15 protein-coding genes are annotated in these 13826 nt (G+C 61.0%); 6 read left to right on the forward strand and 9 right to left on the reverse strand.

Features of this window, described 5'->3' with window-relative positions; all coding sequences use genetic code 11:
• Window position 1: 1 nt before the first annotated feature.
• Together BLU37_RS18150 and BLU37_RS18155 are read right to left on the reverse strand one after the other, a co-directional pair.
• Entirely contained in the window at window positions 2-850 is an 849-nt protein-coding gene (locus tag BLU37_RS18150) for a helix-turn-helix transcriptional regulator (RefSeq protein WP_172833121.1), read from the reverse strand.
• A gap of 31 nt (window positions 851-881) precedes the next feature.
• Window positions 882-3323 (reverse strand): hypothetical protein, encoded by a 2442-nt coding sequence (locus BLU37_RS18155; RefSeq protein ID WP_232000335.1) that lies wholly within the window; start codon window positions 3321-3323, stop codon window positions 882-884.
• A 231-nt stretch (window positions 3324-3554) separates the two neighbouring features.
• Between BLU37_RS18155 and BLU37_RS18160 the strand changes: the two genes are divergently transcribed.
• Window positions 3555-4526, forward strand: a complete 972-nt coding sequence (locus BLU37_RS18160) for a sensor domain-containing diguanylate cyclase (RefSeq protein WP_090207263.1) — start codon at window positions 3555-3557, stop codon at window positions 4524-4526.
• A 35-nt stretch (window positions 4527-4561) separates the two neighbouring features.
• On the opposite strand, the gene pbpG is transcribed toward BLU37_RS18160, so the two are convergent.
• The gene (gene pbpG, locus BLU37_RS18165; protein ID WP_010444424.1) at window positions 4562-5497 is read right to left on the reverse strand and encodes a D-alanyl-D-alanine endopeptidase; all 936 of its coding nucleotides are present in this window, start codon (window positions 5495-5497) and stop codon (window positions 4562-4564) included.
• 573 nt (window positions 5498-6070) lie between these two features.
• Between pbpG and BLU37_RS18170 the strand changes: the two genes are divergently transcribed.
• The gene (locus tag BLU37_RS18170) at window positions 6071-6631 is read left to right on the forward strand and encodes a hypothetical protein (RefSeq protein WP_010444423.1); all 561 of its coding nucleotides are present in this window, start codon (window positions 6071-6073) and stop codon (window positions 6629-6631) included.
• 75 nt (window positions 6632-6706) lie between these two features.
• On the opposite strand, the gene BLU37_RS29245 is transcribed toward BLU37_RS18170, so the two are convergent.
• The 3 genes from BLU37_RS29245 to BLU37_RS18185 all read right to left on the reverse strand — a co-directional run bounded on the left by BLU37_RS29245 (window position 6707) and on the right by BLU37_RS18185 (window position 7823).
• Window positions 6707-6883, reverse strand: a complete 177-nt coding sequence (locus tag BLU37_RS29245; protein WP_010444422.1) for a hypothetical protein — start codon at window positions 6881-6883, stop codon at window positions 6707-6709.
• A gap of 136 nt (window positions 6884-7019) precedes the next feature.
• Window positions 7020-7214, reverse strand: a complete 195-nt coding sequence (locus BLU37_RS18180) for a hypothetical protein (RefSeq protein ID WP_010444421.1) — start codon at window positions 7212-7214, stop codon at window positions 7020-7022.
• A gap of 264 nt (window positions 7215-7478) precedes the next feature.
• Window positions 7479-7823, reverse strand: coding sequence for a hypothetical protein (locus tag BLU37_RS18185; RefSeq protein WP_080579370.1), 345 nt, complete (start codon window positions 7821-7823; stop codon window positions 7479-7481).
• 256 nt (window positions 7824-8079) lie between these two features.
• Here BLU37_RS18185 and BLU37_RS18190 point away from each other — a divergent pair, with 256 nt between their 5' ends.
• The gene (locus BLU37_RS18190; protein WP_029534172.1) at window positions 8080-8898 is read left to right on the forward strand and encodes a shikimate 5-dehydrogenase; all 819 of its coding nucleotides are present in this window, start codon (window positions 8080-8082) and stop codon (window positions 8896-8898) included.
• Window positions 8899-8928: 30 nt separating this feature from the next.
• Here BLU37_RS18190 and BLU37_RS18195 read toward each other — a convergent pair whose 3' ends face one another.
• Complete coding sequence (locus tag BLU37_RS18195; protein ID WP_029534171.1) at window positions 8929-9579, reverse strand: YceH family protein; 651 nt, start codon at window positions 9577-9579, stop codon at window positions 8929-8931.
• A 129-nt stretch (window positions 9580-9708) separates the two neighbouring features.
• Here BLU37_RS18195 and BLU37_RS18200 point away from each other — a divergent pair, with 129 nt between their 5' ends.
• Both BLU37_RS18200 and BLU37_RS18205 read left to right on the forward strand, forming a co-directional pair.
• Window positions 9709-10218, forward strand: coding sequence for a DUF1993 domain-containing protein (locus tag BLU37_RS18200; protein WP_010444416.1), 510 nt, complete (start codon window positions 9709-9711; stop codon window positions 10216-10218).
• A 299-nt stretch (window positions 10219-10517) separates the two neighbouring features.
• Window positions 10518-11672: an MFS transporter gene (locus BLU37_RS18205; RefSeq protein WP_090207266.1), complete on the forward strand. Its 1155-nt coding sequence runs from the start codon at window positions 10518-10520 to the stop codon at window positions 11670-11672.
• On the opposite strand, the gene nhaR is transcribed toward BLU37_RS18205, so the two are convergent.
• Complete coding sequence (nhaR, locus tag BLU37_RS18210) at window positions 11669-12574, reverse strand: transcriptional activator NhaR (RefSeq protein ID WP_090207268.1); 906 nt, start codon at window positions 12572-12574, stop codon at window positions 11669-11671. The two genes, BLU37_RS18205 and nhaR, sit on opposite strands and share 4 nt — an antisense overlap.
• A 136-nt stretch (window positions 12575-12710) precedes the next feature.
• Here nhaR and BLU37_RS18215 point away from each other — a divergent pair, with 136 nt between their 5' ends.
• The gene (locus BLU37_RS18215; protein WP_010444413.1) at window positions 12711-13460 is read left to right on the forward strand and encodes a TerC family protein; all 750 of its coding nucleotides are present in this window, start codon (window positions 12711-12713) and stop codon (window positions 13458-13460) included.
• Between the two features lie 71 nt (window positions 13461-13531).
• Here BLU37_RS18215 and BLU37_RS29250 read toward each other — a convergent pair whose 3' ends face one another.
• Window positions 13532-13696 (reverse strand): hypothetical protein, encoded by a 165-nt coding sequence (locus BLU37_RS29250; RefSeq protein WP_172833032.1) that lies wholly within the window; start codon window positions 13694-13696, stop codon window positions 13532-13534.
• Window positions 13697-13826 lie beyond the last annotated feature (130 nt).

The raw sequence follows: 13826 nt of genomic DNA on the forward strand, positions 1-13826 counted from the left end.
CTCAGCCGCGATACTGACCCGGCGTCGCAGCCAGGTGCTGCTTGAAAGCCCGCTGGAAGTGCGCCTGGTCGGCGAAGCCGGCCTCCAGCGCGACCTCGGCGATCAGCCGGCCGCGCCGCAATTGGTTACGCGCGTACTGGATGCGGCGGTTGACCAGGAAGGCGTGGGGCGTCATCCCGTAATACTGCTTGAAGGCCCGGGTCAGGTAGGACGCCGAGAGCTGTGCGGCCTGGCAGATGTCCTCCAGTTTCAGCGCTTCGGTGCAATGCTTGTGGATGTAGGCTGCGGCCCGCTCCAGCTTCTGGTTGATCTCGCGGACCGGGATCGGCGCCGGGTTCAGCCGGTGTTGCAGCAGAGTGAAGAACTCGATGATCGCGCACTGTTTTTCCAGATGCGCGAGGTCGTCGTCCACCAGTTGCTCGTAGAGTGCATTCAAGCCTTGGTAAAGCAGTGGATCTTGGCTGTGGGCGGCCGAGAACCGACGAAAGTCCAGTTCCGGGCTGAAGCCCAGTTCGTGTTGCAGCGCAGTCAGCCAGGGCGTCTCGACATAGAACATGCGATAGGCCCAGGGCTGGTCGTCGATGGGGTTGCAGGCGTGCACTTCACCGGGGTTCATCAGCACCACGGTGCCGGCTTCGACCTGCCATTGCTGCTGTTCGTTGATATAGGTACTGCGCCCGTGAGTGATTGCGCCGATGGAAAAATGCTCATGGGAATGCCGGGAGTAGCAGACCTGGCGACCATCCTGGATCGACCGGGCCTCGATGAACGGCAGCGCCGCATCGCGCCAGAAGTAGGGGGCCGTGTCATCCGGGTGGGCGGTGGTCGATCTGCGCATGCTCGGTTCCATTGGGTCGGGCGTTCGGGTCATGCACATGCTCCTACAGTAGCGCCGGTCTTTCCAGTGCCTGCCAGGCGTGGGCATCGTCGGCGTCGCTGCGGGTCAGCCAGAGTTCGCCATGGCGCTCCAGCGGTTCGGCATGCCATTGCAATACGTGCTTGAGGTCGATCTGCACCCGTTGGCCAGGGTCCGAGCCGTCGCGCAGGTCCCAGTCGTTTTCGAATTGACGCAGGTGCAGGGTGTCGCCGATAAAATCGATGAACTGGGGCCGGTTGCCCAGCCAGTCCGGGGCGATGCGCAGGGTGCGGGCTTCGACGTCGAGCAGCAGAAGTTTCCAGGCTCGCCGGCCGTACTCGAAATCCGGATGCTCCACATAGAGCCGGGTCAGTGCCAGATATCGGCCCTTGGGCGACCAGATCATTGATGGGGCGAGGTTGGACAGTGCGCAGCCGGAGGTGGTCAGCAGGTGTCCGCCCAGACGTGAGATCTGCCCACGCAGCAGGTCGTCGCCGTATTCGGTGGTGCTGCCGAACAGCCAGGCGGCGTCCAGGCCGGTTGGTGCGGGCTGGATGAACTCGCCTTCGGCGGTGGCGAGTTGCGGCTGGTTGACCACGCGCCAGGCGTGTTGTGTTTCAAGGCGGTCGTCGCCGAGTTTGAGCTGGCGTGTTTCATAGTAGAGGCGCGAGTCTTCGCGATAACGACAGAACTCGCCGGCCTCGGTTGCCGGTGGTGCCGGTTCGGTGAAGCGGCGCAGGGGTGTGCCGGCGTCATCCCGGGGCAGCCGCCCGACGACCTCGGCGACGCTGAGCAGTCGGTCGCGAAAATTCACCAGTCCGGCGACCCGCAACGGCGGACTGTCGAACAGGCGACGGTTGCCGACATCGACCACCACCACCCGGTCCGGCAAGGCTTCAGCGCCGGTAAAGGGCACCAGCGCCAGGTATTTCCCGTCGTCGCTGACCCGGTGATCCAACTGCCATAGACTGGGCAGCTCCCAGTCGGCCAAGTGGCAGCGGTAGCCGCTGACATCCTCTTCGTTATCGCAGGCCCAACTGAAGCGGGCGCGGTTGCCATCCTGGAGCGGGGCGGACTCGATCTGTACCGAGCTAGCCTGCCCATCGTTTTCCAATGGCAGCGCGAGGAGTACACGTGCACGGGGCCAGTCGGCATCCAGTTCGCGGCCGAGCGGATCGTGGCCGACGAGGATTTCCGAGTCGCTGTGAATGTTGTGCAACTGATAGCCGAAGCGGCCGTTGTCGGGCTGGTTCAACGGCAGGTAGCTGTCCAGCCGAACGAACTGCGCGTCCAGTGCCACCGGGTCGCTCCAGTAGCCGGAAGGGCTGCGATCGTTGGCGCTCCAGGGCGTACGCAAGGCGCGCCAGCCCTGGCCTTGCTGCCACAGCCAGAGGCCACGGGTTGGCCTGGCCGGCGCCTCGGCACCCGTGGCGACACAGACCAGCCGTTGGCTGTCCTCGCTCCACACCGGCGTCGTGTCGGCCTTGATCAGCAGCGGCGTCGGTTCGTCATCCAGACTCAGGCGGTAATCCGGGTGCGACAGCGCGCCAAGGGGTTGCTCCAGTTGTCGCAGGCTGTCGGGCAGGCTGAGTTGGCCTTCCAGCAGATGACGGCCGTCGGGGGAGCGCTGTTCGATCTGCTGGCGAGCCAGGCTTTGTTGCCAATAACCGGGCTCGAGCCAGAGGTCGCCGATGGGCAGCAGGTCCACCCGTTGGGCCGCCTTGAGCAGGCTTTCCAGATCGACCTGTTCGGTACGGTTCTCCACCAGCGGGCTGTGGCGTCCGCTGAGGCCCTGTTCGTTGAAGGTATCCAGCTCCCAGAATCGTTCGTCGTCGCAGCGATAGAGTTGGTGCTGGAGCCGGTCGAGAATCACCAGTCCCCAGCTCTGGCGCGACGGCACCGGCGCGGCGAAATAGCGACCGTCACTGGAAAAACGTGCCGAAGAGCCCAGCCCTTCGAGCAGTACGCCATCGGGAAACAGATAGTCGCAGGTGACGGGGCCGCCCATGGCGATTTCGCTGTGGTTGAACACCCGGATCGGCTCGCCCTCGGGCGTCTGGCTCGGCTCCTGGCCACCCCAGGCACTTCGGCCGGTGCTGGCGGCGTTGGGCGGAGCCAGTCCGAGTCGGCGTTCCCAGAGACTGACGCAGGCCAGTCCAGGGAAAATGGTCAGGCAGGCTGCGGCGATATCCCAGTAATCGGGCAGCGCGCGCCCCAGGCTGAAACCCAGGCCGAACACTGCCGAGATCATCAGGCGGGCCGCGCCGCGTCCGCCCTTCAGCCAACCGGCGAGTGCGCACAGCCACATGCCCGCCGCAGCGGCCAGTACCACCGAGAACGCCCAGTGCGGCGGCAGGGTGGTCACCAGGAAAATCGGCACCCCCAGCACCAGCAATTGCCAGATCAGTTCCAGCAATAGACGGCCGATGCTCTTGGGGGCGTTGCTTTCGTCGTGGACGGCGTTCAAGGGGACATCCTGCTGGGTGATGGCGAGTGCCAAGTATGACGTTTCGCGTCGGTGACGCACCTTGATCGGTGCCGGGTTGTGCGGCCGGTCACAAGCTTCGCAAGCGGTTGCCGATGGGCAGGTGTTGGCCCGCTTCGGCATGAGAACACCGAGAAATTTGTGCGGTCCATAGCGTTATACAGGCCTATTTATTGTCTACGCTTGCAGGAATGCCAGCCTGGGGAATCTGTGATGCTAGCGCCGAAAAAACCTGAAAATGAAACGGCTCGTGTAGAGAAGCTGCGTTCGCTGAATATCCTCGACACGCCCCCCGAGGAGCGTTTTGACCGTCTGACCCGTCTGGCCAAGCGCCTGTTCGATGTGCCTATCGCACTGGTCAGCCTGGTGGATGAGAACCGACAATGGTTCAAGTCCTGTGTCGGCTTGACGACCAGCGAGATGCCACGTGATACCTCTTTTTGCGGACACGCGATTCTCGGCGATCAGGTGCTGATGATTCCGAACGCAGAGAGCGACGAGCGGTTCCATGACAACCCCTTGGTCACCGGCGCCCCGGGCATCCGTTTTTATGCCGGTTGCCCGCTGACGGTGGGGGACGGCAACAAGCTGGGCACCTTGTGCCTGATCGATACCAGGCCGCGAACCCTGGATGACGAGGAGCGTTCGTTGCTGGCCGATCTGGCGCAAATGGCCGAACAGGAGCTGGTGGCGGTCCAGATGGCGACCATGGACGAATTGACCCTGTTGTCCAACCGTCGTGGTTTCGAAGCGCTGGCGAGCCAGGGGCTGAGCGTGTGCAAGCGCATGGGCAGGCCGGCTTCGCTGCTGTTTTTCGACCTCAACGATTTCAAGCAGATCAACGATGTGTTCGGTCACGCCGAAGGCGACCTGGCGTTGAAAAACTTCGCCGAAGTGCTGAGCATCGTATTTCGCGAGAGTGATGTGATCGGGCGGATGGGGGGCGACGAGTTCGTGGTGTTGCTGACCGGCTCCGATCATGTGCAGATCGAGATGATCATGGCGCGGCTGCGTCACACTCTGGCCGAGCGCAACTCAGGGCTGAAGCGGGGTTATGACATTCGCTTCAGCGTTGGGCAGATCGAATATGACCCGCAACGCCATGATTCGATCGCAAGCCTGCTGGCGGACGCCGACAAGGCGATGTACGCCCATAAACAGGCACTCAAACGCCAACGCGGTTGAGCGTGGCCCGGTAAGCCGGGCCGGTTCCAGCGGGGTTACTTTGCGGCCTGTTCACCCGCCTGGCGGCTCTTCAGGTTCTTGTCGCTCTTGTAGCGCAGGGCCACGTCCGGCACGCTGCCGCCCTTGCCGGTTTCAACCCAGTTGCGGATCCGGCTGGCATCGGCGAAGTGTGTGTATTTGCCGAACGCATCAAGAATCACCAAAGCGACCGGGCGATGCCCCATCTCGGTGACCAGCACCAGGCAGTGGCCGGCCTGGTTGGTGAAACCGGTCTTGGTGATCTTGATATTCCAGCTGTCCTTGTTGACCAGATGGTCGGTGTTGCGAAAGCCCAGGGTGTAATTAGGCTTGCGGAACGCCACGGTCTTTTCCTTGGTGGTGCTCAACTCGCTCAGCATCGGGTAGTGCCTGGCGGCCATCAGCAGCTTGCTGAGGTCGCGCGCGGTGGAAACGTTGTGGATCGACAGCCCGGTCGGTTCGACGTAGTGGGTGTTGATCATGCCCAGCGACCTGGCCTTGGCGTTCATCGCCGCGATGAACGCCGGGTAACCGCCAGGGTAATGGTGAGCCAGGGTAGCGGCCGCACGGTTTTCGGACGACATCAGGGCGATCAGCATCATCTCCTTGCGGGGCAGCTCGCTACCGAGCTTGACGCGGGAGAACACGCCTTTCATTTCCGGTGTATCGCTGATGTTCACTGCGATGTACTGGTCCATCGGCAGCTTGGCATCGAGCACGACCATGGCGGTCATCAGCTTGGTGACCGAAGCGATCGGCACCACCACGTCGGGGTTGCTCGAGTACAGGGTCTTGTTGGTCTGCAGATCGATCAGCAGGGCACTGCCGGAGGCAACTTGCAGGTGACTGGTATCACGAGGGGCCTGGGTGGTTTCACGCGCCTCGACGACAGTGGGAACGACGGTGCCGGCCAGAACAAAAAAAAGGCCGAGAATGGAATGACGAATATTCACGCGGATGGACTCGCTAAAAATGGATAGATCGTTGGCAACGGGCTTTCTTGAAAAAGCGTTACGTTTGATGAATATAGCCCGGAAAGTTGCTACAGCTCTGCAGATATTGGATGTAACTGACACAAAATTAAATTTTGCATCGATTTCGGTTCCTTTTCGCTGCTCGAGTTTTCCGTTTGTTATCCGATCCCTGGCTGGAGTCAGTCACTGCATGGTCTGCCCGGAGAACCCGGAAGACGTGCCTTGGCTGTCTGGCGCAGACCCTGTTGGGTCCATACTGACCATAACGCATATGGTAGCGTAGAGCTGACGGTCGTTGTATCGATTGCACGCCTTTATTTCGCAGGTTTCAGCGATTTTCCCAGGCTATTTTGCGCCGCTTGCGCCGGTGCCTTTTGTCAAGCTTGTTAGAAGATAGAAGAGCCTTTGAATTCAATGGGCATCTAAGGTTTTCTCTGAGTGCCGCAGGCGGATGTGTATCAGTATTGATATGTAATGGTGTCTGCTCTGAACAGCGATTAGGATCGGCGCCTATATCGAGATTGATGCCTTGTGGATTTCAGGAGTTGGGTAATGCCAAAGATTTCTTTCAGCAGGGATTACCTGCCCATGGTGGTGTGGGCGGGAATCGTCGCGGTATTGCTGTTGGGGTTTGCGTTCTTTCCGAAATCGGCCGACTGGTATGGCTGGATTCAGGCAGTGGGGCTCATCGTCGGGCTGATGGTAGCGATTGTCGTGCCGGCGATTCAGCGCAAGCAGGAGTTCCAGGCCGAGCGTCGGCGTTTGCGCGAGCGTGAAGTGGGCTATGCGCGGCGCCTGCATTACTTTGGGTTGGAAATACTGGAACTGCTCGGCCGGGTCACTGCCAGCCTCACTCATCTGCGTGCATCCGACCGGCATCGCTACCAGCGCAACCTCGAGGACTTCCTGCACCGTCTGTTCGAGTCCCACAAGCAGGATCTGAATGACGATCGGATTCTCATCATTCACGAACTGCGCAAGGTCGCCCATATGCTGATCGACGAGTTGGAGAGCGGGCGTTCGGATCGGGCGGTGATGGTCGAGCTGGACAAGCGCCTGCAGAAACTGGGGCATCGGACCCAACTCAATAGCGTCCAGGCCGAGCGTAGCTGAGCCCATAAAAAAGCCCGCAACGAGTGCGGGCAAGGGTTGTGCGGAGCAACGCACGTTGGAGAAGTTGGTCAGCGGTCAAGCGCCGAAGGCATGCATGCGTTCGGACAGGGCCTTGGCCGCTGGCAATGAGGTCAGTGGGCCGCTGATCTGCACGCCATCGCGCACCAGGTACCAGCAGGCAAGCAGTCCCAGTTCCCTGAGCGAGGCGGGAACGGCGCTGCCGATAACGGACATGATCTGAACCTTGGGCATAAGTACCTCCATCAATCTATGGAGCTACCTTACGGTGATGCCGGCCTTGGGGAAAATCACTGCGTTCGATAGTGGACATCGACAAAATCAAGGGCTGGCCGTCTTTCCTGCCATTGACGGCAGTGCTGATGCTGAATCAGTCGACCACCTGATCCAGCATGTTCAGCACTTCCTGTTCATTCAGCAAACCCTTGCGTACCAGATTCTCGGCCAGTAACGAGAGAAACTTGGCCGTGCGATGGCCTTCGAGCTGCTTGAGCTCGGTCAGTGCGCTGTAGACCTTGCTGGAAGTACAGAGGCCGGCGGTGCGATGCGGATTTTGCGTAGGCATGGTTCGTCCTTGTTTTTATAGGGGGGAAGGCCCTCGACGATAGATCGATCTTGCAGCCGGGCGGTGGCACAAATATGACAGCGATGCGAAGGGCTGATCAACGTGATGCCCGGCAGTCCTATCATGCGCCACTGGTGCAGGAACGCTGTCTTGCCAGCGACCCTTACCTGCGAAATTCAGACGAGGCTCATGGCGCCGATTTCGGTTCCCCGGAATGAATCAGGCCCCATCTTGCGAGCGGGGCCTGAGTGTGTCGCCTGATGGTTACCAGCGTGGGCCGTAACCGTAATGGGGGTGACCGTAGTACACCGGGCGCCCGTAGTAGCCGCCACCCTCGTAGACCACCACCGGCGGTGGGGGTGGAGCATAGACAGGGGCAGGCTGCACGTAGACCGGTGCCTGCTGAACGTAAACCGGTGCCGGCTGTGCGTACACAGGCTGCTGTACGTAGACGGGACGTGGGCTCGATACTACCGAGCTGACAATGGCTCCGCCGATCACGCCGCCCAACAAGGCAGGACCTACCCAGCCGCCACCGTGGGCAGAAGCTTGGCCTGCGACAGCGAGTGCACCAACGAGCAAGGCTATCTTGGGAATTGTACGCATCATGATTATTCCTCGGGTTTCAACCCCAGCGCTTGTTGTCTGCAATAGACTCAAGAACTGTCGCGGGGATACTTCTATGACAGCGGCTCCCTGAAAATCTTCGACGCCGCTGAGTAAATTTTGTGTAAGGTTCGGGGCGGCGTTTCTTTACAGTCCGGTGATGCCTGCGCCAGAGCCTTGTAACCGTGTTCTATGATCGGCGAAAACCGGGGCGAATGGCTAATCCCGTCCATCCGAAAGTCCCCTCAGGAGATGAAACATGCAGATGAACCCGAACAAAGACACCCAGCTGTGCATGTCGTTGTCTGGGCGTCCGGGCAATTTCGGCCTGCGTTTTCATAACCACCTTTATGAACAACTGGGTCTGAACTTCTACTACAAGGCCTTTAGCAGCCAGGACCTGCCCGGTGCCGTCGGTGGCATCCGTGCCCTGGGGATTCGCGGCTGTGGCGTGTCGATGCCGTTCAAGGAGGCGTGCATCGCACTGGTCGACGAACTGGATGCGTCGGCGGCGGCCATCGCGTCGATCAATACCATTGTCAACACCGCAGGCCATCTCAAGGCCTACAACACCGATTACATCGCGATTGCCCAGTTGCTGGAGACCCATGCGGTACCCAGGGACACCACCTTTGCCTTGCGCGGCAGTGGTGGCATGGCCAAGGCGGTGGCTTGTGCCCTGCGCGATGGCGGTTATCGCCATGGCGTGATCGTCGCCCGCAACGAGACGGCCGGCAAGGCGCTGGCGGCGATCTGCGGCTATGAGTGGCAGGCCGAACTGGGTGCGTTGCGCCCGCAGATGCTGGTCAATGTCACGCCGGTGGGCATGGATGGCGGTCCGGAGGCCGGGCAGTTGGCATTTGAACCGGAGGCGGTGGATGCCGCCGAAATCGTGTTCGACGTGGTGGCGATTCCTTCGGAAACACCGTTGATCGTACGTGGGCGCGAGCAGGGCAAGCGGGTGATCACCGGCCTGGAAGTGATCGCGATTCAGGCATTGGAGCAGTTCGTGTTGTACACCGGCGTGCGACCGACCGAGCAACAGTTCCAGGCAGCGGTGGCGTTCGCCCGGGCGTAGGCGCCGGGCTCACACCGCAAGAGTCTGCGGTTATTGCTCCAGGCGGGCGAGGCGTTCTTCCAGCGCCGCGATCCGGGCCTCCAGCTCCTCAATCCGTTCTGCCGACACACTATTGCTCGCGCCGCGTTCCGGTGCCTGTTGGCGAGCCGCGATGATCGCCTCGATATCCGCCGGGTCACCGAGTGCATGGGTGTAGCGATCTTCGCGCTGGCCGGGCTGGCGCGGAATCAGCAGGGCCAGGCCTCGGGCGATCAGCCGGTCGAGTTGATGCAGCACCTGTTCGGTGTCTTCGAAATCATGCATCCGGCCACTGCGGGTCAGTAGTTCGTTGAGGGTCTGCGGCCCTCGCAGGAATAACAATCCGATCAACACCAGTTGAGCCGGCACCAGCTCAAGGGCCTTGTCGACCCGCTGCTCCCAGCGGTCGGCCCGGCTGCCCATCACCAGGCGCACAAAACCACGGCCTTCGAGGGCGCGCAGGCTCTGGCCGACTTGGCCCTGGCTGAGGTTCATCACCGGCTCGCGGCTGGTTTTCTGGTTGCAGGCCAGTACCAGGGCGTTGGGGGTCAGCGGATAGGTTTCCGGGCTGGTGGCCTGTTTTTCGATCAGGGAGCCCAGGATGCGGATTTCCGTGCTGTTCAAGCGTGGCTGGTCGACGGAAGTCTCTTGCTCGGTGCTCATGATGCGGTTCCCTATGCATTGGAAGCCGCTAGCCTATGGCCTCGCAACGCAAAAAGACAAGCAGCAATGCGACCGGGTCTGGCTATAATCGGCCGGTTGCACTCCTGCCATTTTCATTGTGAGAACCCCATGACCATTTCCCTGTACGCCGCTTCCATCCCGGTTTTCAAGCAAATGCTCAACGCCCTGAGCGACGTCCTGAACAAGGCCGAGGCTCACGCAACGGCCAAGAACATCGACCCGAGCGTATTCGTGCAGGCCCGCCTGGCGCCGGACATGTTCCCGCTGGTGCGCCAGGTACAGATCGCTGTCGATTTCGCCAAGGGCGTTGCCTCGCGCCTGGCAGAAATCGAAGTACCGTCCTACCCGGATAGCGAAACCACCTTCGCCGAACTGCAAGCGTTGATCAGCAAGACCCTGGCCCACCTGGACAGCATCACCGCGGCCCAGGTCGACGGCAAGGAAGGCATCGAGATCGTCACCCGTCCGGGCACGCCGAAAGAGAAGCGCTTCAGCGGCCAGTCGTACCTGCTGAGCTATGGCCTGCCGCAGTTCTTCTTCCACGTGACCACCGCCTACGCGATCCTGCGCCACAATGGCGTGGAAATCGGCAAGCGCGACTACATGGGCGCGTTCTGATCCATCCTGCACGCCTGATCCGGGTGAGCCGGCTGGCTGGTGATAGCGACCGCAGCAACTGATATTTGGGCTGCCTGGCAAACCGCTATCGCCAGCCAGCCGGCTCCCACCTGATTGTGCCGAACACAAATCGTGTGTTCGCCGCAAAGCTCTGTGAGCAGGGTGTATCCATGATAGACCCGCACCTACCGCGCATGACTCCTTGTCCTAAGCGGATCTGTTACAATCGCCCATCCTCATTTCCTTCCTTCCAGTGAGCCCCCGGGCTATCGCTGGCGCTGTCGTTTTCGGAGTCATTCATGTTTCTCGCCATCCTGCTGCTATCGGCCGCCGGTTTTACCGTGCTGACCACGGAGTTCGTCATTGTCGGGCTGTTGCCGGCCATTGCCCGTGATCTGCAGGTCAGCATCCCTCAGGCCGGGCTGCTGGTGACGTTGTTCGCCTTTACCGTGGCGGCGTTTGGTCCGTTCCTTACTGCCTATTTCTCGCGCTTCGAGCGGCGGCGGCTGTTCATCAGCATCCTGGTGATCTTCGGGCTGGCCAATATCGTGGCGGCGCTGGCGCCGAATATCTGGGTCATGGCCGTTGCCCGTCTGCTGCCTGCCCTGGGCTTGCCGGTATTCTGGGCGCTGGCCAGTGAAACGGCGGTGGATATCGTCGGTCCGGATTACGCGGGCAGGGCGATCGAGAAAATCGGTTTCGGTATCGTCTGCGCCACGGTATTCGGCATCCCGGTCGGCACGCTGATCGGCGACGCCTGGGGCTGGCGCATGGCATTCGCCCTCCTGGCGGGGGTGGCGCTGATCAAGGCCCTGTTGCTTTGGTTCTACCTGCCGGCGACCCGTCTGCACCTGGAACAGGTCTCGCTGCGTTCGCAGTTCGGCATTCTGCGTCGGCCACTCATGTTGGGCCATATCCTGCTGTCGATCCTGATCTTCAGTGGCATGTTCACCGCCTACACCTACCTGGCCGACATCCTCGAACGGCTGGCCGGTTTCAACGGCACGGTAGTGGGGTGGTGCCTGATGGCCTTCGGAGCGGTTGGCCTGATCGGCAACGCCCTGGGTGGGCGCATGGTCGACCGGCAGCCGCTGATTGCCTCCATGCTGTTCTGCGCCTTCATGATTCCGGCCCTGGTGGCGGTGATGCCGAACATCAATTCGTGGCCGGGACTGGCGGCGGCACTGGGGATCTGGGGTATCACCCAGGCGGCGTTGTTTCTGGTCAGCCATGTGCGCCTGATGAAAGTCGCGCCCCAGGCGCCAGCCTTTGCCGCCTCCCTGAACATCGCCGGTGCCAACCTGGGCATCGGCCTGGGGGCGATGATCGGCGGTCGGGTCATCGACGGTGTCGGTCTGAGCGGTCTTGGCTTCGCTGCCGCCGGTTTGATCCTGTTGTCGATCCTGCTGGCCATGGCCTTGATGACGGCGGAGCCGAGTACGGCGCCGGCTTAACCGGCAGGCCCCATGAACAATTCGCGGCGGGCACCCTCGGTAATGGCCAGTGTGCCGGGGTGCTTGATCTTGCGTTCCACCGATATGGCATAAAACGACTCACTGACGGCGTCGGTCTGGCCCATCAGTTGGACGTCGTACTGGCGACACACTTCATCAGCGATCACGCTCGGCGCGATGAAGAAACCGCTGCCGGATTGGCCGAATGCCTGCATCAGCGCGCTGTCATCGAACTCGCCGACAATCCTTGGCTGGATCTGCTGTTCGGCGAGCCAGCGCAGCAGCCGGCTGCGAACCACGGTTTCCTGTCCGGGAATCAGCAGCGGCGCGCCTTGCAGGCACTGCGGGAACTCATCGGCATAACGTTGCGCCAAGGCCGGGGTGGCGAAAAAACTCACCCCACATTCACCCAGCTTCTGACTGTAGCCCTTGATATCGAGGTGGGTCGGCATCGGGCTGTCGGAGATCACCAGGTCCAGGCGCTGGATCGCCAGGTCCGCCAGTAGACGTTCGAGCTTGTCCTCGCGGCAGGTGATGCGGATCGGCTCGTCCAGTTCCATGGTAGGAGCGATCAGCCGGTAGACGATGGACTTGGGCACCACATCCGCGACCCCGACCCGAAACAGCAAGGGTTGCTCCCTGGGTTGCGTCTGCAGCATCGCTTGCAGTTCGTTGCCCAACTGGAACATCTGTTCGGCGTAGGGCAGGGCCTGACGTCCGGCTTCAGTCAGTTCCAACTGGCGTCCGACCTTGCGGAACAACTCGACGCCCAGACTCTGTTCCAGCAGGCTGATCTGGCCGCTGATGGTCTGTGGGGTGAGATTCAACTGGTCACAGGCGCGCACGATGCTGCCGGTCTTGGCCACGACCCAGAAATAGTGCAGTTGGCGGTAATTGAGCATTCACTTATCACTTCGTTAAAAACGAAGTATAACGCCAAAAAATACGAATTTTCCTGAAGTGTCACTGTCCCTAGAATGCGTCGCTATCGGTGAGCCGCCTGCTAGGCTTACCCGGGACCCTACTCAGGAATGAATCATGGAATACCTGTTGGAACTCGCTGTCAGCCCCACCGCCTGGATCGCCCTGTTGACGCTGATCGTCATGGAAGTCGTGCTGGGTATCGATAACCTGATCTTCATTTCGATCCTGACCAACAAACTGCCCGCGCAGTTTCGTACCAAGGCGCGGCGGATCGGCATCGGCATGGCACTGATCCTGCGTCTGGGCCTGCTTGGTACTATCGCCTATATCGTCAAGCTGACGGCGCCGGTGATCGAGGTGTTCGGCCAGGCGTTCTCCTGGAAAGACATGATCCTGATTGCCGGTGGCCTGTTCCTGGTCTGGAAGGCCACCACTGAAATCCATCACAGCATGGACCCGCAGGAGAAGGAGGCCGAGGGCCAGAATTCGCGGGTGTCCCTGGGGTTCGCCGCTGCTATCGGCCAGATCCTGATGCTCGACCTGGTGTTTTCCATCGACAGCATTATTACTGCGGTGGGCATGACCGAGCACTTGCCGATCATGGTGATCGCGGTGATCGTTGCGGTGGCGGTGATGTTGCTGGCCTCCGAGCCGCTGGCCAGGTTCATCAACGACAACCCGACGGTGGTGATGCTGGCCCTGGGCTTCCTGATCATGATCGGCATGACGCTGATCGCCGAAGGCTTCGGTGCCCATGTGCCTAAAGGCTATGTGTACGCCGCCATGACCTTCTCGGCGGTGATCGAGGGGCTGAACATGCTGGCCCGTCGTGTCCGGCACAAGCGTGAGGCTGCGCAAGGCTGATGCACTGACGATGACCCACGCGACCGCCTGGCTTTCCTTGGGAAACCAGGCGGTTTTTTCTTATCGGGTGGTCAATGGGCGTTGGCAGTGCGCCCCACGGTTTTGGCCGCCTTGTGCGACGGTACGGCGGGGTGGTGATGGTGACGACGGGAAATCCTCAGAACACCCCACAACATGGCCGCCGCGACCGCCAGCCAACCCAGGATCAACAATGCAACTGTCAGGATAAGGCTCATCCGCGCCTCCTTTGCCCCGCTCGGGGCTCTCTCACTTCGTCTTACTTGTAGATCAGTCTAGTTGCTGGCTTGTTTCAGGCTATTGACCAATGGTCGTGTCCGATCAGTCATTTCGCTCTATTGCGCCGTA

Origin of the sequence: Pseudomonas asplenii (assembly GCF_900105475.1) — a bacterium.
Lineage (GTDB): Bacteria > Pseudomonadota > Gammaproteobacteria > Pseudomonadales > Pseudomonadaceae > Aquipseudomonas > Aquipseudomonas asplenii.

Excerpts from the sequence above, each read along its gene's own strand:
- BLU37_RS18170 (WP_010444423.1), top strand. The coding sequence starts at position 6,071 with ATGCCAAAGATTTCTTTCAGCAGGGATTACCTGCCCATGGTGGTGTGG.
- nhaR (WP_090207268.1), bottom strand. The coding sequence starts at position 12,574 with ATGCTCAATTACCGCCAACTGCACTATTTCTGGGTCGTGGCCAAGACC.
- BLU37_RS18200 (WP_010444416.1), top strand. The coding sequence starts at position 9,709 with ATGACCATTTCCCTGTACGCCGCTTCCATCCCGGTTTTCAAGCAAATG.
- BLU37_RS18150 (WP_172833121.1), bottom strand. The coding sequence starts at position 850 with ATGGAACCGAGCATGCGCAGATCGACCACCGCCCACCCGGATGACACG.
- BLU37_RS18195 (WP_029534171.1), bottom strand. The coding sequence starts at position 9,579 with ATGAGCACCGAGCAAGAGACTTCCGTCGACCAGCCACGCTTGAACAGC.
- BLU37_RS18215 (WP_010444413.1), top strand. The coding sequence starts at position 12,711 with ATGGAATACCTGTTGGAACTCGCTGTCAGCCCCACCGCCTGGATCGCC.
- BLU37_RS18160 (WP_090207263.1), top strand. The coding sequence starts at position 3,555 with ATGCTAGCGCCGAAAAAACCTGAAAATGAAACGGCTCGTGTAGAGAAG.
- BLU37_RS18205 (WP_090207266.1), top strand. The coding sequence starts at position 10,518 with ATGTTTCTCGCCATCCTGCTGCTATCGGCCGCCGGTTTTACCGTGCTG.
- BLU37_RS18185 (WP_080579370.1), bottom strand. The coding sequence starts at position 7,823 with ATGATGCGTACAATTCCCAAGATAGCCTTGCTCGTTGGTGCACTCGCT.
- BLU37_RS18180 (WP_010444421.1), bottom strand. The coding sequence starts at position 7,214 with ATGCCTACGCAAAATCCGCATCGCACCGCCGGCCTCTGTACTTCCAGC.
- BLU37_RS18190 (WP_029534172.1), top strand. The coding sequence starts at position 8,080 with ATGCAGATGAACCCGAACAAAGACACCCAGCTGTGCATGTCGTTGTCT.
- BLU37_RS29245 (WP_010444422.1), bottom strand. The coding sequence starts at position 6,883 with ATGCCCAAGGTTCAGATCATGTCCGTTATCGGCAGCGCCGTTCCCGCC.
- BLU37_RS29250 (WP_172833032.1), bottom strand. The coding sequence starts at position 13,696 with ATGAGCCTTATCCTGACAGTTGCATTGTTGATCCTGGGTTGGCTGGCG.